The sequence below is a fragment of the Methylocystis sp. genome (genome assembly GCF_051061285.1).
In the GTDB taxonomy this organism is placed as follows: domain Bacteria; phylum Pseudomonadota; class Alphaproteobacteria; order Rhizobiales; family Beijerinckiaceae; genus Methylocystis.
This window is the reverse complement of sequence record NZ_JBPFEA010000031.1, coordinates 1-19,338: the sequence shown is the minus strand read 5'-3', so window position 1 is coordinate 19,338 and position 19,338 is coordinate 1. Positions and strand designations below refer to the sequence as shown.

17 protein-coding genes and 1 pseudogene are annotated in these 19,338 nt (G+C 64.3%); 1 reads left to right on the top strand and 17 read right to left on the bottom strand.

Annotated features, from left to right (window positions below; genetic code table 11):
• Nucleotides 1-123: 123 nt before the first annotated feature.
• The 6 genes from ftsA to ACR65T_RS10710 form a co-directional block, all read right to left on the bottom strand.
• Nucleotides 124-1,434 (bottom strand): cell division protein FtsA, encoded by a 1,311-nt coding sequence (gene ftsA, locus ACR65T_RS10735; protein WP_434496471.1) that lies wholly within the window; start codon nt 1,432-1,434, stop codon nt 124-126.
• A 4-nt stretch (nt 1,435-1,438) separates the two neighbouring features.
• On the bottom strand, nt 1,439-2,239 hold the full coding sequence (locus ACR65T_RS10730; protein ID WP_434496470.1) for a cell division protein FtsQ/DivIB: 801 nt from the start codon (nt 2,237-2,239) through the stop codon (nt 1,439-1,441).
• Between the two features lie 182 nt (nt 2,240-2,421).
• Nucleotides 2,422-3,345, bottom strand: a complete 924-nt coding sequence (locus ACR65T_RS10725; RefSeq protein WP_434496469.1) for a D-alanine--D-alanine ligase — start codon at nt 3,343-3,345, stop codon at nt 2,422-2,424.
• Between the two features lie 306 nt (nt 3,346-3,651).
• Nucleotides 3,652-4,572, bottom strand: a complete 921-nt coding sequence (gene murB / locus ACR65T_RS10720) for a UDP-N-acetylmuramate dehydrogenase (protein WP_434496468.1) — start codon at nt 4,570-4,572, stop codon at nt 3,652-3,654.
• A 29-nt stretch (nt 4,573-4,601) separates the two neighbouring features.
• The gene (locus ACR65T_RS10715) at nt 4,602-5,039 is read right to left on the bottom strand and encodes a type II toxin-antitoxin system VapC family toxin (RefSeq protein WP_434496467.1); all 438 of its coding nucleotides are present in this window, start codon (nt 5,037-5,039) and stop codon (nt 4,602-4,604) included.
• A complete protein-coding gene (locus tag ACR65T_RS10710) occupies nt 5,032-5,382 on the bottom strand; it encodes a ribbon-helix-helix protein, CopG family (protein WP_434496466.1) in 351 nt (116 codons plus the stop codon). The genes ACR65T_RS10715 and ACR65T_RS10710 overlap by 8 nt, the downstream gene beginning before the upstream one ends.
• 161 nt (nt 5,383-5,543) lie before the next feature.
• On the opposite strand from ACR65T_RS10710, the gene ACR65T_RS10705 reads away from it, so the two are divergent.
• Complete coding sequence (locus ACR65T_RS10705) at nt 5,544-6,113, top strand: hypothetical protein (RefSeq protein WP_434496465.1); 570 nt, start codon at nt 5,544-5,546, stop codon at nt 6,111-6,113.
• A gap of 146 nt (nt 6,114-6,259) precedes the next feature.
• Here ACR65T_RS10705 and ACR65T_RS10700 read toward each other — a convergent pair.
• The 11 genes and pseudogenes from ACR65T_RS10700 to rsmH all read right to left on the bottom strand — a co-directional run.
• Nucleotides 6,260-6,424, bottom strand: a pseudogene (locus ACR65T_RS10700) (PIN domain-containing protein); the annotation flags it as partial.
• Between the two features lie 183 nt (nt 6,425-6,607).
• Nucleotides 6,608-8,014 carry a UDP-N-acetylmuramate--L-alanine ligase gene (gene murC / locus ACR65T_RS10695; RefSeq protein ID WP_434496464.1) on the bottom strand — a complete coding sequence of 469 codons (1,407 nt, stop codon included), beginning with the start codon at nt 8,012-8,014 and terminating at the stop codon, nt 6,608-6,610.
• Nucleotides 8,015-8,016: 2 nt separating this feature from the next.
• Complete coding sequence (locus tag ACR65T_RS10690; RefSeq protein ID WP_434496463.1) at nt 8,017-9,132, bottom strand: UDP-N-acetylglucosamine--N-acetylmuramyl-(pentapeptide) pyrophosphoryl-undecaprenol N-acetylglucosamine transferase; 1,116 nt, start codon at nt 9,130-9,132, stop codon at nt 8,017-8,019.
• Between the two features lie 13 nt (nt 9,133-9,145).
• A complete protein-coding gene (locus tag ACR65T_RS10685) occupies nt 9,146-10,300 on the bottom strand; it encodes an FtsW/RodA/SpoVE family cell cycle protein (RefSeq protein WP_434496462.1) in 1,155 nt (384 codons plus the stop codon).
• Nucleotides 10,297-11,724, bottom strand: coding sequence for a UDP-N-acetylmuramoyl-L-alanine--D-glutamate ligase (murD, locus tag ACR65T_RS10680; RefSeq protein ID WP_434496461.1), 1,428 nt, complete (start codon nt 11,722-11,724; stop codon nt 10,297-10,299). Before murD ends, ACR65T_RS10685 begins: the two co-directional genes overlap by 4 nt.
• A 2-nt stretch (nt 11,725-11,726) precedes the next feature.
• Nucleotides 11,727-12,809 carry a phospho-N-acetylmuramoyl-pentapeptide-transferase gene (gene mraY / locus ACR65T_RS10675; protein ID WP_123175786.1) on the bottom strand — a complete coding sequence of 361 codons (1,083 nt, stop codon included), beginning with the start codon at nt 12,807-12,809 and terminating at the stop codon, nt 11,727-11,729.
• A gap of 9 nt (nt 12,810-12,818) precedes the next feature.
• Nucleotides 12,819-14,237 (bottom strand): UDP-N-acetylmuramoylalanyl-D-glutamyl-2,6-diaminopimelate--D-alanyl-D-alanine ligase, encoded by a 1,419-nt coding sequence (locus ACR65T_RS10670; protein WP_434496460.1) that lies wholly within the window; start codon nt 14,235-14,237, stop codon nt 12,819-12,821.
• Complete coding sequence (locus tag ACR65T_RS10665) at nt 14,234-15,685, bottom strand: UDP-N-acetylmuramoyl-L-alanyl-D-glutamate--2,6-diaminopimelate ligase (protein ID WP_434496459.1); 1,452 nt, start codon at nt 15,683-15,685, stop codon at nt 14,234-14,236. Before ACR65T_RS10665 ends, ACR65T_RS10670 begins: the two co-directional genes overlap by 4 nt.
• Nucleotides 15,685-17,460 carry a peptidoglycan D,D-transpeptidase FtsI family protein gene (locus tag ACR65T_RS10660; RefSeq protein WP_434496458.1) on the bottom strand — a complete coding sequence of 592 codons (1,776 nt, stop codon included), beginning with the start codon at nt 17,458-17,460 and terminating at the stop codon, nt 15,685-15,687. Before ACR65T_RS10660 ends, ACR65T_RS10665 begins: the two co-directional genes overlap by 1 nt.
• A complete protein-coding gene (ftsL, locus tag ACR65T_RS10655) occupies nt 17,457-17,870 on the bottom strand; it encodes a cell division protein FtsL (RefSeq protein ID WP_014890169.1) in 414 nt (137 codons plus the stop codon). Before ftsL ends, ACR65T_RS10660 begins: the two co-directional genes overlap by 4 nt.
• Nucleotides 17,870-18,874 carry a 16S rRNA (cytosine(1402)-N(4))-methyltransferase RsmH gene (gene rsmH / locus ACR65T_RS10650; protein WP_434496457.1) on the bottom strand — a complete coding sequence of 335 codons (1,005 nt, stop codon included), beginning with the start codon at nt 18,872-18,874 and terminating at the stop codon, nt 17,870-17,872. Before rsmH ends, ftsL begins: the two co-directional genes overlap by 1 nt.
• Nucleotides 18,875-19,338 lie beyond the last annotated feature (464 nt).

Below are 19,338 nucleotides of genomic sequence, written 5' to 3'. Positions count from 1 at the left end.
TTCACAACTCGGCGCCCGTTGTCCTTCGCCCCTGGACGCCCGGTCGCCGAACGCGTCGTCCTTGGCAATCATGCTCGGCGCGTCGAATGGCGCGCCGGGTCGAAAGAATCACTTCACGCGATACTAGAAGCTTTCTCTTAACCATCTCCCTACGCGCGAGATGTATCCGTCAGTTCCCGTCGCCGCGCGCTCGATCCGGCGCGGCTCGAAATATTCATGCGCGGCGACTTGCGGATAGACGAGCAGCCCGGCCGCGGCCGCGAAGGCGGGGCTCTTCGAGGAATCCGGCAAGCCTTCGACGCCGATCGGCCGTCCGACCCGAACCTGGCCGCCGAGAATGCGGCGCGCCGCCTCGGCGACGCCTGTGAGCTGGCTCGCGCCGCCCGTCAGCACGATGCGGCGGCCAGGACCGCTCGGATGGCCGGCCTTGGCCAAGCGATCGCGCAGGAACTCCAGCGTTTCCTCGATTCGCGGGCGGATGATGCGCACGAGATGCGATTTAGGCGCATGCGCCTTGTGATCGCTCTCGCCGACGTGATCGAAGGAAATGGTTTCGCGCTCGTCCGATGTCGACGCGATCGCCGAGCCGTGAAAGGTCTTCAGCCGCTCCGCGTCGGAGAGCCGCGCGTCGAGTCCGCGCGCGATATCCATCGTGACGTGGCCGCCGCCAAGCATGACGGCGTCAAGGTGAATCATCTCGCCCCGGGCGAAGACGGCCACGGACGTTGATCCAGCGCCCATGTCGACGACCACGACGCCCATCTCGGCCTCGTCGGGTTCGAGCGTCGAGAGCCCGGCGACATAAGGCGCGGCGGCCATGGCTTCGACGCTGAGATGGCTGCGCTCGACGGCGACGAGAAGATTGCGGGCGGCCGCCTGATCGCAGGTCGCGACGTGGAGATCGACCGCGAGCTCTTCGCCGATCATGTCCTTGGGCTCTCGGATGCCGGACACGCCGTCGAGCGAAAAGCCCGTCGGCAACGAGTGCACGGCGATGCGGCCGCGATTGAGATGATGCGCGGCCGAAGCTTCGAGAACCCGATGAATATCGTGTTCGCCGACCTCGCGGCCGCCAATGACGCGTTTCGCCTGAAAATGCTGCGACGACAGTCGGCCGCCCGACGCCGTGACAATGACGCGCTCCACCTGCATGCCGGCCATGCGCTCGGCGGCGTCGACGGTTTGCCGGATCGCGGCGTCGGCGGCGTCCATGTCGACCACGAGGCCGTTCTTGACGCCCAGAGAGCGCTGATGGCCAATGCCAACGACGCGAACGCGATGCGTGCGCCAATCGCCGGGCGCGACCGCGCCAAGCGGCGTGAGCCGCGCGATCAGGCAGGCGATCTTCGACGTGCCGACGTCAAGCGCCGCGAACGTCGCCGAGCGACGCGGCGAGAGCGGCTTCATGCGTGGTGGGACACCAGGGGAATTCATGCAGCTAACCACCACTCTTGGTCGACTTGCGCGGCGCAAGCTGCGCTTCGCGCGCCGCAGCGGCCTCTTCCGTCAGCCTTACGCTGACGCGGTCGGGAATGCGCAAGTCGATGAACATGACGTCCTTGTCGAGGATCCGCGCCTCTCGCTGCAGCCGCGCGAGCGTCTCCAGCGCTTCAGCCGGACCGATCTCCGGCAGCTTCACCGTCACGCCGTTCGTCATCTCGAAGTTCCAGCGGCGTCCCGCGACGAGCACGCCGGCCTTGATCCGATGCGCAAGGTCGCCGGCCTTCGTCATCAGCATGAGAAATTCGAGCAGCCGCTTCTGCGCGCCCTCGCCGACGACGAACGGCAGACCGAGATAACGCTGGTCGCGCAATTCATCGATCGGCACCCCGTCTTCAGAAATGACGGCGATGCGTCCGTCGCGCTGCCACAAGGCGCTTGGCTGCCGCTCTTCGATCGCGATGACCAGGCGATCGGGGTAGAGCTTCATCACCCGTGCGGATTTGACGAGGGGGACCTGCATCAGCCGGTCGCGCACCGCCGTCGCATCGAGAAAGGGCAAGGAGTTTCGCGGCCCGACGCCTGCGGCGTCGAGGAGTTCGCGTTCGGTCAGACGCGATTGACCGGTGATGGTGACGGCGGAAATCGGAAACCCGGCGACGCGTCCCGCTATGTCGTAGAGCTCGCCCTCGCTTGCGACGAGAGCGGCGTAGCCGCCGTTCTCGACGAATCCTGCCGCGCCGATCGCGGCGAAGAGCGCAAGCGTCGCCAGAGCGCCGACGCCAGGACGGCCCAGCAAAGCGAGGCGCGCAAGGTGACGTTCACCGCGGGTTCTTCGCGCCGAGGCGCGCGGAGCGACCGCAGCAGCGGCGGCGGGAACGGCTGCCGGCGGGATGGACGCAACGGCAGCCGCCGCCAAGGCGTATGGGACGTCTCCGGGAACGATGGGGACGAGCGAGTGCCGAGCCGTAAATGACTCTCTCAACGATCGCAGGATGCGTCTTCCACCATCCATCTGACCAACTCGCCGAATGAAAAACCTGCGTATGCCGCCATTTCTGGCACGAGCGAGGTCTCCGTCATTCCCGGCTGCGTGTTCACCTCCAATACGACGAGCTCGCCCGTACCGCCGGGGCGGTCGTCGTATCGGAAGTCCGCGCGACTTACGCCGCGACAGCCGAGAGCTCGGTGAGCCTCAAGGGCCAAATGTTGGACCTCTTGGTAAATATTCGGTTTAAGATTTGCCGGAAGGACGTGTTTCGAGCCGCCCTTGGCGTATTTGGCGTGATAATCGTACCAGCCGCCGTCAGCAGCGAGAATTTCGATCACGTCAAGAGCCTTGTCGTTCATGACGGCGCATGTGAGTTCGCGCCCGGCGATGAACTGCTCCGCGAGCATCATGTCGCCATGAGTCCAATCCTCACGCCATAATTCCTGCGGGGGATGCTCTTGGCCCTCGCTGACGATGAAGACGCCGAAGGAGGAGCCTTCGGAGACGGGCTTCAGGACATAAGGAAGGGGCAGCGCGTGCGCCTTGGCGGCGTCCAGCCTGTGCAGAACGCGCCCTTTTGGCGTCGGAACGCCGGCGGCCGCCATCACCGTCTTCGCGATATCCTTTTTCATCGCCACCGAAGAGGCGAGCACGCCTGAGTGCGTATAGGGGATACGCAGAAGCTCCAGCGCGCCCTGAATGCAGCCATCCTCGCCAAACCTGCCATGGAGCGCGTTGAAGGCGACATCGGGTTTTAGCGCCGCAAGAACATTCGCGACGTCATGCCCCGCGTCGACGCGGGACACTTGAAATCCCTGCTCTTCGAGGGCTTTCGCGCAGGCTTCGCCCGAGCGCAGGGAAATTTCGCGTTCGGCGGAGAGTCCGCCCATCAGAACGGCGACGTGCTTGGTCATGTGCTCTCGACTTGAAAAATGCCAACTAAAGATCCGAATAGGCGGCTTCGTCGGCTTCCGAAGCCCATTCGGTGAATGTGGCGAAAGGACAGAGCGAGTCGCTTAACGCGCCTGACGCTGGCAGAACTCGATCTTCGACCGAAGGACTCTTCTTCGGTCCTTGCTCGTCGCCGCCTTTCGACATGGCCGCCGTTTCAGTAGCGTGAGAATCGGTGCGATTCTTTACGAGGCGGCACGACGGAATCTCCTCAAGCGTCCACGCTAAGATTTCAGCAGCGACGACGCAATCTCATCACGTCATACATTTCAAGCAACGCCTATGCGCTTGATCTCCCAATGCAGCTCGACGCCGCTCGTCTCGCGCACGCGCCGGCGCACTTCCTCGCCAAGCGCCTCGATGTCGGCGGCGCTCGCGCGCCCGCGGTTGATGAGAAAATTGCAGTGCATCTCGCTGACCTGCGCATCGCCGACGACGAGTCCGCGACAGCCGGCGGCGTCAATCAACCGCCACGCCTTTTCGCCGTCAGGATTTTTGAAGGTCGAGCCGCCGGTCTTTTCCTTGATCGGCTGCGAGGCCTCTCGCGCCGCGGTGATGCGCTCCATCTCGGCGATGATCGTCGCCGGATCACCGGGCCGTCCCTGGTAGAGCGCCTGCGTGAAGATCAGGTCGTCGGGGGCGGAACAATGGCGATAGGCGTAGCCCATGTCGGCGACGCCAAAGACGCGGACGTCGCCGGCGCGGTCGACGCCGCGCGCTTCAATCAGCGCGTCCTTTGTTTCGCCGCCATGCGCGCCGGCGTTCATGCGCAGCGCGCCGCCGATCGCGCCGGGAATGCCGCGATAGAAGGCGAGGCCGTCAACGCCCGCTTCCGCTGCGGCGCGCGCCGCCTTCACGTCGGGGACCGCGGCGCCGACGCGCAGCCTGCACCCGTCTTCGACGACGATCTCGCCAAAGCCCTTGGCCGAAAGCCGTATGACCACGCCTTCGACGCCGCCGTCGCGCACGATGAGATTGGAGCCAAGCCCGACGACCGTGACCGGAATCTCTTGCGGCAATCGCGCGAGGAAATAGGCGAGGTCGGCTTCGTCGGCCGGCATGAACAGGATTTGCGCCGGACCGCCGACGCGAAACCAGGTGTAAGGCGCGAGCGGCTCATTCGCCGCGAGGCGCCCGCGCAATTGCGGCATGGCGGCGGCGATGTCGGCGGAGATGTCGGGGAAGGTCATGTGCGGCTTTCGGCTTGATCGACGTGACGTCACAGTTCCGCGATTTGGACGACGCGCACGCCATGACCCGAGCGGAAGCGGCGATCGTTGGTGACAAAGATATCGCATTGCGCGGCCAACGCCGTTCGAAAATGCACCGCGTCGATCAGTCTTAGGCCGAGATCGGCGCCGAGGCGCGCCGCCCCGATGAGCGTTTCGAGGTCCACGGGCCGAATGTCGAAGGTCCTCTCCTCAAAGAACAGGCGGTCGTAACCGTTTTCGAGCACCTGACTCTGACGTCTGAAGGCGCCGTAGAAGCATTCCGCGACGCAGACTTCACTGGTGACAAAGCTCGTGTTTTGTTCGATGAGGGCATACCAGAGGCTGGATATTTTCGAATAAAACGCCGGGTTCGCTTCGATGAAATAGATGACCGAGTTTGAGTCGAAATAGGCCCGCCCGCCTTCGAGCGGAAGCGACTCATTCATCGCCACGGAATTCACGGATGCGTGCGTCGATCTCCTCAACGGATTGCGGTCCGACGAGCCGGTAGCCGATGCCCTCCAGCTCCTTCAGGCGACGAATGCGCTCTTGCGGCGAAGGCTGGGTTTCCTTCTGCACGATGCGCGGAAGAAACTGCTTGAGCGTTTCCTCAACGAGATAAGAACGCGAGCGGCGCGTGCGCCGCGCCGCCTCGTCGAGGATTTTGCGCGTTTCCTCGGTCAGACGAACGGATGTCGGCGTGGATGGCGCAGGTTTCATGACGAAGATAGGGCTGACTACGATGTAGTCAATTGTAGTAATAGCTGTGTGGAAGTCAAATCCCGCCACGCAAATTCATTTCCCTTCGTCACCTCGTCGAGAGGCTGCTTGGGGTCGTGCTGACGAAGAATTCCCAAAAGCGCGTTTGGACGCGCTCGCCGCTAGCGGCGACGAGGGTAGGGACATGAGCGTCGAGCGCGACAATCTCGTTAGACATCGACCGACCACACTTGGACGCCGTCGACGTCGAACTTGGGGCGATGCGCCGTGCCAGGGAACAAAGGAGACAAGAAAAAGACGTAGCGATGCTTCTCTGGGCGACCTCGCAATTTGGCCAGGTCTTTTTGCAGTTTGTCGTTGTTGCGCGGCGAAACGGCCGCGAAAGTTTCCGCGCCCACAAAGCCTTCCACTTCGCTCATAATGTCGAGAGCCAGAGAGGCATGCGCCCCTGGCGCAAGACGAAAGCCGCCCGCGTCGGGGTGGAGAATGAGCAGTTGCTTGGCGGCGGCGATTGCGACGAGGAACGTCCACGTCTGATTGATCTGTTCAACCAGATTGAGCGGGCCATGGCTCAAGGGATGAAACCCGACCGGCTCGAATTTCATCTGGCGAAAGAGGCCGAGCGGGTCTCCGATCTGGCCGAGGAGCCACTCCTGCGCATAGTCAGCCGCCATCCGAACCTTTTCAACCAGAGCGTCAGCGTCGGCGACCGAATGCACGGTCAGGTGATCGACTCCCTCGGTCATCGCGCCTCCATACATCGGATAAAGGATCCCGCGAAGTCCGGTACGTGGCTTTGAATGTCATTTCAACTTTGCACAAAGAGCGCCAATTCCGTCATGAACTGACACATCCAGCCAGCGAGGGTGATTTCAATAAGCCCCTTTCGAACTTTCACCCGCCCGATTAGCGCTCTGGCGGCGAGCGTCAACAACGTGGCCCAACTTCAAAGGCAGGGCGTCACGTCAGTTTGCGCGAAGTCGTCGCCTTTGAACAAAAGCGGCGCGTTCAGGGCCTTCGCCAGCGCATAGGCGGCGCAATCGCAGATGTTGAGTCTCGCCTTGGGATCGATTCCCTTGCCGTAGCGGTTGAACGCTTCGGCAGCGGCGCGGCGGCGATTATATTGACGGAAATGTCGGGGAAGATCACGAGAAGCCCCCTCCCCAACCCTCCCCCGCTTCGCGGGAGAGGGAGCGGGCCACGCGTTTCATCCAAGCCCCGCGAACGCCGCTCGTTAGGGTCCACTCTCCCGCGTTAGCGGGGGAGGGACAGGGAGGGGGCGAAACCAACGCCATCACCCCTGCCCCGCCGCCAATTGCTCCGGCAGCGCATAGGCCCATTGCGTGATATTGCCGGCGCCAAGACACACGACATAATCGCCCGGCGCGACGATCTCGCGAACCATCGCCGCCAGCACTTCGGGAGAGGGCAGCCCCATCGCGCGGCGATGGCCATGCGCCTTGATGGCGGACACAAGCGCGTCGCGATCGACGCCCGGGATCGGCTGCTCGCCTGCGGAATAGACGTCGGCGATGATGACCACATCGGCGTCGTTGAAGCAGGTGGCGAAAGCATCAAAAAGCGACTGCAGCCGCGAATAGCGATGCGGCTGCATCAGCGCGACGACCTTGCCCTTGGTGGAGGCGCGCGCCGCGCGCAGCACGGCGGCGATTTCGACGGGATGATGGCCATAGTCGTCGAAAATCTGCACGCCGTTCCATTCGCCGGTCTTGGTGAAGCGCCGCTTCACGCCGCCAAAGCCGGCAAGCGCCTTGCGAATTTGTTCGGGCGACAGGCCGAGCTGATTGGCGACGGCGACCGCCGCCGTCGCGTTCAACGCATTGTGATGGCCCGGCATCGGCAGGACGAGATTTTCGAGATAGATCGCCTGCGACGTCTTGCGGTCGCGCAGCAGCACATTGAATTTCGACACGCCGCCCTCGAGATCGACGTCGAGCAGACGCACGTCGGCCTGCGGATTTTCGCCATAGGTGATGATGCGGCGATCCTCGATGCGGCCGACGAGCTCCTGCACCGTCGGGTGGTCGAGGCACATCACCGCGAAGCCGTAGAAGGGAATATTCTCGACGAAATTGCGGAAGGCTTCCTTGATGGCGTCGAATGTATGGAAATGGTCGAGATGTTCGGGATCGATATTGGTGACGATGGCGACGTCCGCCGGCAGTTTGAGAAACGTGCCGTCGCTCTCGTCGGCCTCCACCACCATCCAGTCGCCGGCGCCAAGACGCGCATTGGTGCCATAGGCGTTGATGATGCCGCCGTTGATCACGGTCGGATCGAGGCCGCCGGCGTCGAGCAGCGTCGCAACGAGCGAGGTCGTCGTCGTCTTGCCATGCGTGCCGGCGATGGCGACGCATTGCTTGAGGCGCATCAGCTCGGCCAGCATTTCGGCGCGGCGCACGACCGGCAGACGTTTTTCGCGCGCCAAGACAAGTTCGGGATTGTCGCGCTTGATTGCGGTCGAGACGACGACGACGGCGGCGTCGCCGAGATTTTTCGCGTCATGTCCGATGCTGACCGTCGCGCCCTTTTCGACGAGACGCTTGACATTGGCGTTTTCGGCGGCGTCCGACCCCTGCACCTTGTAGCCGAGATTGAGCAGCACTTCGGCGATTCCAGACATGCCGATGCCGCCGATGCCGACGAAATGAATCGGGCCCAACTCTTTCGGCAGTTTCATTCCTAGCTCCGTTTCGTAGCGCCTCTCCGCGCCACGTCGATGATCAGATCGGCGAGCCGATCGGCGGCGTCGGCGACGCCGACGCTCTTTGCGGCTTCGGCGCGCGCGGAAAGCTGCGCCGGCGCATTGATGAGGTCACAAAGCCGCCGCGTCAAAAATTCCGGCGTGAAGTCGCTCTGGCGCACGGTTTCCGCGCCGCCCGCCGCTTCGAGAAAAGCGGCGTTCGCCGCCTGATCTTGGTCGAGCGCATGCGGCAGCGGCACCAGCATCGCCGGTCGCCCGACGACCGCAAGCTCCGAGACCGTCGACGCGCCGGCGCGGGCGATGACGAAATGCGCCGCAGCGAGCCGCGCCGGGAAGTCGGCGAAAAACGGCGCAATCTCGGCGCCGACCCGGGCGCCGGCGTAGATCGCCTCGACCCGCGCGATATCTTCGGGACGCGCCTGTTGCACGACGGCGACTTTCGCCCGCAGCGCGTCGGGGAGCGCCGCAACGGCCGCCGGCGCGATGTCCGCCATGACGCGGGCGCCCTGAGAGCCGCCGGCGACGAGCAGCCGGAAGATTCCATCGTCGAACGAAGGATAGGGAGTCTTGGCGGCCTCGAGCACATTGGGACGCACCGGATTGCCGGTGACGACGAGCTTGAGCTTGCTTTGCAGGGCCGCCGGCACGGCGAGAGTCGGCAGGCCGGCGGCGATCCTGTCGACGCGGCCGGCGAGGAAACGATTGGCCTTGCCCATGACGCCGTTCGCTTCGTGCAGAGCGCTCGGCACGCCGAGATAGGACGCCGCAAGCAAGGGCGGGACGGTCGGGTAGCCGCCAAAACCGATCACCGCGGCCGGTTTGACCTGGCGCAGCAGCGCGGCCGCCTGCGCCGTGCCGAGGGCGAGACGCGCAACCGCCTGGGCCTTGGCCAGCAGCGAGCCGCCCCGCGGCGTGCCGGCGGGGATCACATGCATGGCGCGCGCCGGAAAGGCGCCGCCGTAGCGCAGGGCGCGCTCCTCGGTGACGAGCTCCACCGCCAGCCCGCGGGCGGCGAGCGCATGCGCAAGCGCCTCGGCCGGAAAAAGATGGCCGCCGGTGCCGCCGGCGGCGAGGAGAATCGGCGAATCGATCATACCGAGGCTTTTATCACGCGGCGGCGGGCGCGCCCGTCGCGGCGAGCTCACTCAGCACACGGGACCGCGGCCGCTTACGCGTGACGGCGAGCAGAAAGCCCATGCCGAGCGACAGCGAAATAAGTGAAGAGCCGCCATAGGAGACGAAGGGCAGCGTCATGCCCTTGGCGGGCATAAGATGCACGTTCACCGCCATATTGATGCAGCTCTGCAGGCCAAACAGCATCACGAGTCCCGCAGTCGCAAAACGGCAGAAGGGATCGCTGTTGCGCGCCGCCGAGAACAACCCTCGCACCACGACGAAGGCGAAGACCGCGGCAAGCGCGATGCAGACAAGAACGCCGAACTCCTCGCCGATGACCGCGAAAATGAAATCCGTGTGCGAGTCGGGCAGGATGCGCTTGATGACCCCTTCGCCCGGGCCCTTGCCGAACCACGAACCGGCGATAAAGCTCTCAAGCGCCGTCTCCGACTGAAAATTCGCGGGCACGCCTGCGACCGGCGGCGGCGGCTCCAGAAAGGATTCGATGCGCGCATGGACATGCGGCACGAACTTGTAGGCGAGCAGCGCCGAGACGCCGCCAAGCCCGCCCAATCCGACAACCCAGATCCAGTGCAAGCCGGCCATGAAAAACAGCGCCGCCCAGACAATCGAAATCAGCATCGTCTGGCCAAAATCAGGCTGCAGCATCAGCGGCGTGATCGCGATCGGCAGCAGCAGAAGCGCGATCAGATTGCCTGGAACATCCTTGCGACGCGCCCCTTCGGAGAAGGCCCAGGCGACGAGCACGACGAAGGCGGGCTTCAAGAATTCCGAGGGCTGAACGCCGAAGATCCATCGCTTCGCGCCCTTCACTTCCTGACCGTAGAAGATGGTGGCGAAGACGAGCGCGAGAGAGACGATGAAAATCACCAGCGCCAGTCGGCGCACGTGACGCGGCGAAAGAAACGACGTCGCAATCATCAAGACCAGCGCCGGCAGAAGATAGAGCACCTGCCGGTTGACGAAGTGGAAGGTCGCCAGATGCAGCCGCTCCGCGACGGGCGGGCTGCCGGCCATGGAAAAGACGAGTCCGGCGACGATCAGCAGGGCGAGACTCGCAAGCAGCCAGCGATCCACCGTCCACGCCCAGTCGGAGAATAGCGTTCGTTCCGCGCGCGAGATCATGTCAGCCCTCCTTTTCGCGCCGCGATCACGGCGGGAAGCCCTTCGACGAAGCCGCGAAACGCGTCGCCCCGCGCCTCGAAATTGGCGAACTGGTCATAGGAGGCGCAGGCCGGCGACAGCAGCACAACAGGCTCGGGGGCGCCTTCGGCAAGCGCGTCGAGCGCCGCGCGCGTCGTTGCAGCCTCGAGCGTTCCGCAATGTTCGAAAGGCAGCGCGCCTTCCAGCGTGCGCGCAAAATCGTCGGCGGCCTCGCCGATCAGATAGGCTTTGCGGATGCGCGAGAAATGCGGTCGCAGCGGTTCGACGCCGCCCTCTTTCGATCGGCCGCCGAGAATCCAGTAAATATCGGTAAAGCTCACCAAGGCCTTTTCGGCGGCGTCGGCGTTGGTCGCCTTCGAGTCGTTGACGAACAGCGCGCGCTCGATGCGCCGAACTTCCTCCATCCGATGCGGCAGGCCGGGGAAGCTCAACAGGCCGCTCAAGATCTCGTCGTCGTCCAAACCGCACTCCCACGCGGCGGCGGCGGCGAAGGCGGCGTTCTGCGCATTATGCGCGCCGCGAAGCGCGCGCGCGCCTTCGAGCGAACCGATCAGTTCGGCCTCCTCGGGCGGATGTCCCTGCTCGCGGAAATAGACGCTTCGATCCTCGACATAGAACCCCCAGTCGAGCGCACGCTTCCCGGAGACCGGCACGACGCGCCGCTCGGGGGTCTCGGCTTCAACGAGGCGCGCGCCGATCGCATGGCAATAGGCGTCGTCGACGCCGACCAGAGCCACTTCCGCCGCGGCGACGAGGCGCTCCTTGATGGCGGCGTAATTTTCGATTGTCCCGTGACGGTCGATATGGTCCGGCGTGATGTTGATCAGCACGCCGATGGTCGGCGCCAGCGAGGGCGCGAGATCGATCTGGAACGACGAGCATTCGATGACGTGAATGCGCTCATCGGACGGCGGCTCGAGGTCGAGAATCGGCACGCCGATGTTGCCGCCGAGCTGAACGTCGCGGCCGGCTTCGCGCAAAATGTGCGCGATCAGCGCCGTGGTCGTCGATTTGCCGTTTGTGCCGGTGATGGCGATGAAGGGCGATCCCCCGGCGCGCGCTTCGCGTTCGCGGCAGAACAGCTCGACATCGCCGATGATCTCGACTCCGGCGGCCTTCGCCGCCAGCACCGTCCAATGCGGCTCGGGATGGGTCAGCGGCACGCCGGGAGAGAGAATGAGCGCATCGAAGCCGCTCCAGTCCGCCGCCACGAGATCCTCGAGCGCTACGCCTTGCGCGACCGCCTTGAGTCGGCCAGCCTCGCCGTCATCCCAGGCGGCGACCTGCGCGCCGCCGGCGATCAGCGCGCGCGCCGTGGCAAGGCCGGAACCGCCGAGGCCAAAAAGCGCGACGCGCTTGCCCTTGAAGGTCTCGATCGGCGTCATCGTTACCTCAGCTTCAAGGTCGAGAGGCCCATCAGGGCCAGGACGAAGGCGATGATCCAGAAGCGGATAACGATCTGCGGCTCCTTCCAGCCCTTCTGTTCAAAATGGTGATGGATCGGCGCCATCAAGAAGATGCGCTTGCCGGTCAGCTTGAAATAGCCGACCTGGATGATGACCGAGGCGCCTTCGATCACGAAGAGCCCGCCGACGATGACGAGCACGAATTCCTGCTTCACCGCGACGGCGACGGCGCCCACGAGCCCGCCGAGCGCCAGCGAGCCGGTGTCGCCCATGAAGATTTGCGCCGGCGGCGCGTTGAACCAGAGGAAGCCGAGTCCCGCGCCGATGAAGGCCGAGCAAACGATGGTCAGTTCGCCGACGCCCGCGACGTAATTGACGCCGAGATAGTTCGAAAAGATCGAATTGCCGACGAGATAGGCGAAGATCGCAAAGGCGCCGGCGGCGATCATCGACGGCACGATGGCGAGGCCGTCGAGTCCATCCGTGAGATTGACGCAATTGCCCGCGGCGACGATGACGAAGGCGCCAAACAGGATGAACAGCGGACCCAGCGTCGCGACATAGCCCCGCACCATGGGGATGGCGAGCTTCGTCATGTTCTCGCCGCCCGTTTCCATCAACGCGTAGCAGGCCAGGCCGGCAATCAAAAACTCGAGCGCCAATCGCATCTTGCCCGAGAAGCCGGCGTGCGACTGCTTGGTCACCTTGAGATAGTCGTCATAAAAGCCGATGAGGCCGAAGCTGACGGTGACGAAGAGCACGATCCACACATAGGCGTTACGCAAATTCGCCCAGAGCAGCGTCGCCGCGACCAGTCCCGAGAGGATCATCAGGCCGCCCATCGTCGGCGTGCCTTTTTTGGTCACAAGATGCGAAGCCGGTCCGTCCTCGCGGATCGGCTGGCCCTTGCCCTGTTTGATGCGCAATGCGGCGATGACGCCCGGTCCGAAGAAAAACACGAAGAACAGCGCCGTCGCCGCCCCCATAGCGGCGCGAAAAGTGATGTAGCGGAAGATGTTTAGCGGACTGTATAAATAAGAGAAGTCCGCAAGCAGCGTCAGCATCGTCTCTCCTCAGCTCGCCATTTCGCGAGCGAATCCGCTTTTCATGGCCGAGACGATCCGCGCCATCCGCGAACCATTGGAGCCTTTCACCATCACCACGTCGCCGGGACGAACCGCTGCGAGAACGGCCTCTTCCAGCTCCAGCGGCGTCGCCCGATGCGCGGCGCGCATCGAATCAGGCACAGCGTAACTCAAGCGCGACATCAACGGTCCCGACGTGAATAGCAGATCGACGTCGGCGTCGATAAGATCCTGAGCGAGTTCGGCGTGCAGTTCAGCCGCCTGAGGCCCGAGCTCCAGCATATCGCCGAGCACGGCGATGCGCCGGCCGCCGGGTCCTGTGGCCGCGCCGCCGAGCAGCTGCAGCGCCGCCCGCATGGAGGTCGGGTTGGCGTTGTAGCTTTCGTCGATGAGCGTAAACTCGCCGTCTGGCGTCGCTATTTTCTCGCGCCGGCCGCGTCCGGACGGCGGCGTGAATTCGCCGAAGGCCGCAGCAGCTTCTTCCAAATCCACGTCGAAAACGACGCCGACGAGCAGCGCCGCGAGCGCGTTCATGGCGATATGCTTGCCTGGGGCGCCGATGCGAAAGCGCAGCCGCCGCTCGAGAATTTCCGCCTCGACCAGCGCGCCTTCGCCGGCGGCCTCGTAAGACAGGAGCCGCGCATGCGCGCCTTCCGTCTCGCCGAAACCAAAGACATGGCTGGCGGTTGGCGCAGCCGCCGCGGCAAGACGCTCGTAAAATCCATCGTCGCGGTTGATGATCGCGACGCCGCCGTCGAGCGCGGAAAAAACCTCGGCCTTGGCGTCCGCGATCTTCTCGATTGACCCGAAATATTCGAGATGAACCGGGGCGATGCGGGTCACGACGGCGACGTGGGGGCGCACCTGAGCGACGAGCGCGGCGATCTCGCCCGCGTGATTCATGCCGAGCTCGAACACGCCGAAGCGCGCCTCCGCCGGCATGCGCGCAAGCGTCAACGGCACGCCCCAGTGATTGTTGTAAGACGCCGCCGAGGCATGCGTTTCGCCGAAACGCGACAGCATGAGCCGGATCATGTCCTTCGTCGAGGTCTTGCCAACGGAGCCGGTGATGGCGGCGATGAAGGCGGCGCTTCGCTCGCGCGACCGCGCACCCAGCGACTCAAGCGATTGTTGCACGTCTCTGACGACGAAAAGCGGACCGGCGCCGGAAAGTTCAGACGCATGCGCTTCGTCGATGACCGCCGCCGCCGCGCCTTTCTCAAGCGCCATCCGCACGAAGTCGTGACCATCGCGCGTCTCGCCCTTAATGGCGATAAACAGATCGCCTGGCTGGAGCGTTCGCGTGTCGATGGAAACGCCGGCGGCTTCGCGCGCAAGGCCGCCGCTCGCGCGCGCCCGCAACGCGCCGACCAGCGCCAATCCCGACCATAACGGCCTCTTGGTCATGGATGATTCTCCTTGAGCGCCAGCGCAATCGCCTCATGATCGGAGAAAGGCAAAACGCGGTCGCCGACGATCTGCCCGGTTTCGTGGCCCTTTCCAGCCACGACGAGCGCATCGCCCGCTTCAAGCCCCGCGACGGCGTTGGCGATCGCCGCGCGCCGGTCTCCGATCTCGATGATGTGCGCCGCGCCTCTGCGGGTTCCTTCGAGAATTTCTGCGCGAATGGCGGCGGCGTCCTCGCTGCGCGGATTGTCGTCCGTGACGATGGCGACATCCGCCGCGCGGGCGACGATGTCCCCCATCAGCGGGCGCTTGCCACGGTCGCGATCGCCGCCGCACCCGAAGACGACAATCAGGCGTTTTTTTGTCAGCGGCCGTAAAGTGGCGAGCACTTTCTCCAGCGCGTCGGGCTTATGCGCGTAATCTACGAAAATTGGCGCGCCATTACGCTGACCGACGAGTTCGAGCCGCCCCGGCGCGCCTTTGAGCGCTTCGAGCGCCGCAAAGACCTGCCGCGGGTCATCGCCGCTTGCGATGGCAAGGCCTGCCGCGACGAGCACGTTGGAGACCTGGAAGGCGCCGGCAAGCGGCAGATTCACCTCATATTCGACGCCCTCATGGGCGAGCCGCAGCGACGTTGCCAGCGCAGATGGCGTCGCCGAAAGGAGCCTTATCGTCTCTCCCTTCGAACCGACGCTCAAAATTGTGAGGCCCCTGGCGCGGCAAATGTCGATGACGCGGGACGCAACGTCGCTGTCGGCGTCGATCACCGCCGTCTGGCCCGGGTGCAGCAGCGTGTCGAAGAGCCGCATCTTCGCCGCGAAATACTCCTCCATGCTGGCGTGATGATCCAGATGGTCGCGCGAGAAATTGGTGAAGCCGGCGACGTCGACGCGCATGCCGTCGAGCCGCCGCTGATCGATCCCGAGCGACGACGCCTCCATGGCGAGATGCGTCACGCCGCGTCCAGCAAGTTCGTCCAGCGTTCGGTGCAGTTCGACGGGTCCAGGCGTCGTCAGCGCTCCATAATGCGCGCCGCGAGAATCGACGATTCCGACTGTGCCGAGCGACGCCGCCTCATGTCCAAGCGCGGCCCAGATCTGGCGCAAGAAGGCCACGACCGAGGTCTTGCCGCTCGTTCCCGTAACAGCCGCGATCGTCGACGGCTGACGAGAAAAGAAGCGCGCCGCGGCGAGGGCCAGAGCGCGCCGAACGTCATCGACGACGACGACCGGCAATGGGCTGTCCGCTCGCCGCTGAGCGACGACGACGCAGGCGCCGCGCGACTTCGCATCGGCGACATAGGACATGCCGTCGCCGGCGTGACCCGGGATGGCAAAAAAGGCAAAACCGCCGCGCGCCATTCGACTATCCGCCGTCAGGCCAGAGACGGCAAGCCCGCGCAAGGCGGGCTCAAGGTCTGGCGTCGCAAGCAGTTCCGAAAGCAGCATCAATGTCCTCCGCCGCCGCGGGCCGGAACATTGGCATAGCCATAACCCAATTTGGCGAGGAGCGGGAAAGGCTGGTGCGGCGGCTCGAAACGCGGCGCGAGGCCGAGAATCGGACCAACGCGCTCGATGATCTCGCCCGTTACATGTCCCGCATTATAGGCCGCCGTCGCGTAGCCGCCGGTTTCCGGCAAGCCCTGCGGTTCGTCCATGATGGTCAGGAACAGATATTTCGGCTTGTCCGACGGCGCGACGGCCATGAAGGTGTTAAACAGCCGGTTCTTCGAATAATGGCCGTTAACGACCTTTTCCGCGGTGCCGGTCTTGCCGCCGACGTAATAACCAGGGACGTTCACCTTCCGCGCCGTGCCTATTTCGGCGTTGAGGCGCATGAGATAGCGCATCGCCTCGCTCGTCTCCGGCTTCACGACGCGTTCGGCGCCCACCTTCGCTTCCTCCTCACTGCGCTTGATGAAGGTCGGCGTGATCAGATAGCCGCCATTCATCAGCGCGCCGACGGCCATCATCGCCTGGAGCGGCGCCACCGCAAGGCCATGCCCGAAGGCGATGGTCATGGTGTTCAGTTCGCCCCAGTTTTTCGGCACGATCGGTTCGGCGCTTTCGGGCAGTTCAGTGCGCATGCGCGTGAGCTGGCCCATCTTGCGCAAAAACGCCTTGTGCCGCTCCACGCCCTGTCCCATCGCCATACGCGCGGTGCCGACATTGGAGGAATAGGTGAAAACTTCCGGCAATGTGAGCGCGCGGTTTTGCGCGTGATAGTCATGGATCTTGAAGCGCCCGAAAGAGAGCACGCCGCGCGCGTCGAGCCGTGAATTCAGATTGACCTTGCCCGAGTCGAGCGCCATCGCGATGGTCAGCGCCTTGAAGGTCGAGCCCATCTCATAGACGCCGACGCTCATGCGGTTGATGTGGATCGGATCGAGCGCTTCCGTCGGCTTGTTCGGATCGTAGTCGGGAAGCGACGCGAGCGCGATGACCTCTCCGGTGTTGACGTCCAGGATCGCCGCCGCGCCCGCCTTCGCTTTGAAATGAACGACGCCCTTTTCGAGTTCGTCGCGCAACGCATGCGTGGCCCGAATGTCGAGCGAAAGCGACACGGGCTTGAGTTCCTCGGGCGTTACGCCGAAGCCGGCGCCGTGCAAATCGGCGAGACCCTGCCCGTCGATGTATTTCTCGATGCCGGCGATGCCCTGATTGTCCACATTGGCGAAGCCGAGCACATGCGCGCCGATCGGTCCGTTGGGATAAACGCGCTTGTTCTCGGGGATCAATCCGACGCCCGGCAGTCCGAGATGGAAAACTTCGTCGCGCTGATGCGACGTCACCTCGCGCTTCACCCAAACGAAGCCCTTCTTGGAGCCGAGCCGCTCTCGCAAATCGCGGGCGTCGAGGCCAGGCAAAACCGCGGTCAACAGCTCGGTCGCTTCGTCCTTGTCAATGATGCGGCGCGGCTCGGCGAACACCGACATCACCTTGACGTCGCTTGCGAGCGCCTCGCCGTTGCGATCGATGATGTCCGGGCGCGACGCCGCGACCGCCTCCGCCGCGGCGCGACGCGACGTCGCCGCCTCCGGCTTAAAGCCGAGATAGACGAGCTTGATCGAAATCACCGCGTAGAGCACGAGAAAGCCCAGCGCCGCGAGCCGCATGCGCGATGCGCTCAGCGCGAGACTGGTCGAAAACAGGGCGCGCAGAAACGCGCGTATTTTGCCGTTCGGCGGCGGCGAAGGTTGCGTGTCGCGCATCGTCTGCGTCATGGCTTGCGTCGCTCTTGGCTTTGTCCCTGCGCTTTGGGCGTGGTCGTCGGCGCGCTGCCGGGAACGGGCGGCGTCGCGGGCATGCTCAATCCGAGCGCGTCAAGCTTATTGCCGATGGAGTCGACGCGCGGCGACCTCTCGGGAAGCGATTGCGCGGCGACAATCTGCGTCGCTTCAAGCTGTTTCATGCCGGTCAGATAAGCGTCAGCGAGCTGCTGAATGCGCTCAGGCCGGGTCATATAAGCCCATTCGGCGCGCAGCACCGCAATCGCATCGCGCTCCTGCCTGATCTCGATCTTGGTCTTTGCGATCTGCTCGGCGCGATAGCTCGTCTGATACTTGATCGAATAGGCGTAAACCGCCGAACCGACGAGCAGGAGAACCGCAACGATATTGAGGAGCCGCAGCATCAGGCTTTTCCCTTGTCGCGATCGGGCAGGCGAGCGAGTCGCGCGAGCCTTTCGTCGAGCGGATAGGACGCCGCCGCCGTGCGCGTCGCGTAGCGCAGTTTGGCCGAACGCGCGCGCGGATTGGCCGCCGTCTCGGCGGGCGCGGGCGTCACCGGTTGGCGACCTTCACAGACGAAGCTTGGCGGCGGCGGCGGCGTTTCGCCGGGAAGCCGGCGCGAGCCGGTTTCGCCGCGACCGCAGCGTTCGGCGAGAAACTGCTTGACGATACGATCCTCAAGCGAGTGGAACGTCACGACGACGAGACGACCGCCCTCGGCGAGAAGCCGTTCCGCGCCAAGCAGCCCCTTCAGCAATTCCTGAAGCTCGTCGTTTACGGCGATGCGCAAGGCCTGGAAGCTTCTAGTCGCCGGATGAATGTCGCTGGCGCGATTGGGAGCGACGCGCGCGATCATTTCGGCCAGCGCTCTTGTCGTTGTGAAAGGCGCGATCTCACGGTCGTGGACGATGGCGCGGGCGATACGCCGCGCGGCGCGCTCCTCGCCGTAGAAATACAGGATATCGGCCAGCGTCTCTACATCCGCTTCATTGACGATGTCGGCGGCGCTGCGCCCTCGCCCCTCCATGCGCATGTCGAGCCGACCCTCGGCGCGGAAGGAAAAGCCGCGCGCGGCTTGGTCGAACTGCATCGACGAGACGCCGATGTCGAAGACGACGCCGTCAAGCGGGGCGAAGCCTTGCGCGCGCGCAACGTCCTCGAGTTGAGAAAAGCGCGCTTCAACGAGCGTCAACCGTCCGCGCATCTCCTCAATAAGCGGCTGGCCGGCGCTCACCGCGGTCCGGTCGCGATCGAAGGCGAGCACGCGCGTTTCCGGCTGCGCCATTATGGCGCGCGTATAGCCGCCGCCGCCGAAGGTGGCGTCGACATAGCGGCCCCCGCGACCGACTCCGAGGGCGGCGATCGCCTCGTCGCGCAGCACCGGAATATGCGTCCCAGCGGACGTCATGGGCATGCTCCTGGCCAGACGGCGCGCGGCGCGAGGCCGGCGCGATCCTGTGCGCCTAGCGAGCGCTGGCTCGCCAAGACGGTTCGATTGCGGCTGGGCGGTTTTGATCAACATGGAACCGCGAGGCGTCGGAAGCAGGCTGGTCGCCACGCGCCGATCGGCAACCGGTCCTATTAGGCTTTGTTATCGTTAAGGGAGCGTTTACGGTGGCGCGAATTTGGCGGGCTCAAGGCGGCGCAAGCAGAATGACGCAAAGCTTTCTGGTCCGGCCGACGCCGCTTTTTCGCGAAAGCTATCTCGACCGCTTATCTCCTCTATGAAATGAGCTATGGCCGAAAGTTGGTGACAGCATGAATCGGTAAGGCGGCGTATCGTGGGGGTGTTCGAGCCTCCACTTCTCCATTGAAGGAGTGATACGCCGTGTCCAACGATAATGTCATCAAGCTGATTCAGCCAGGGACCTT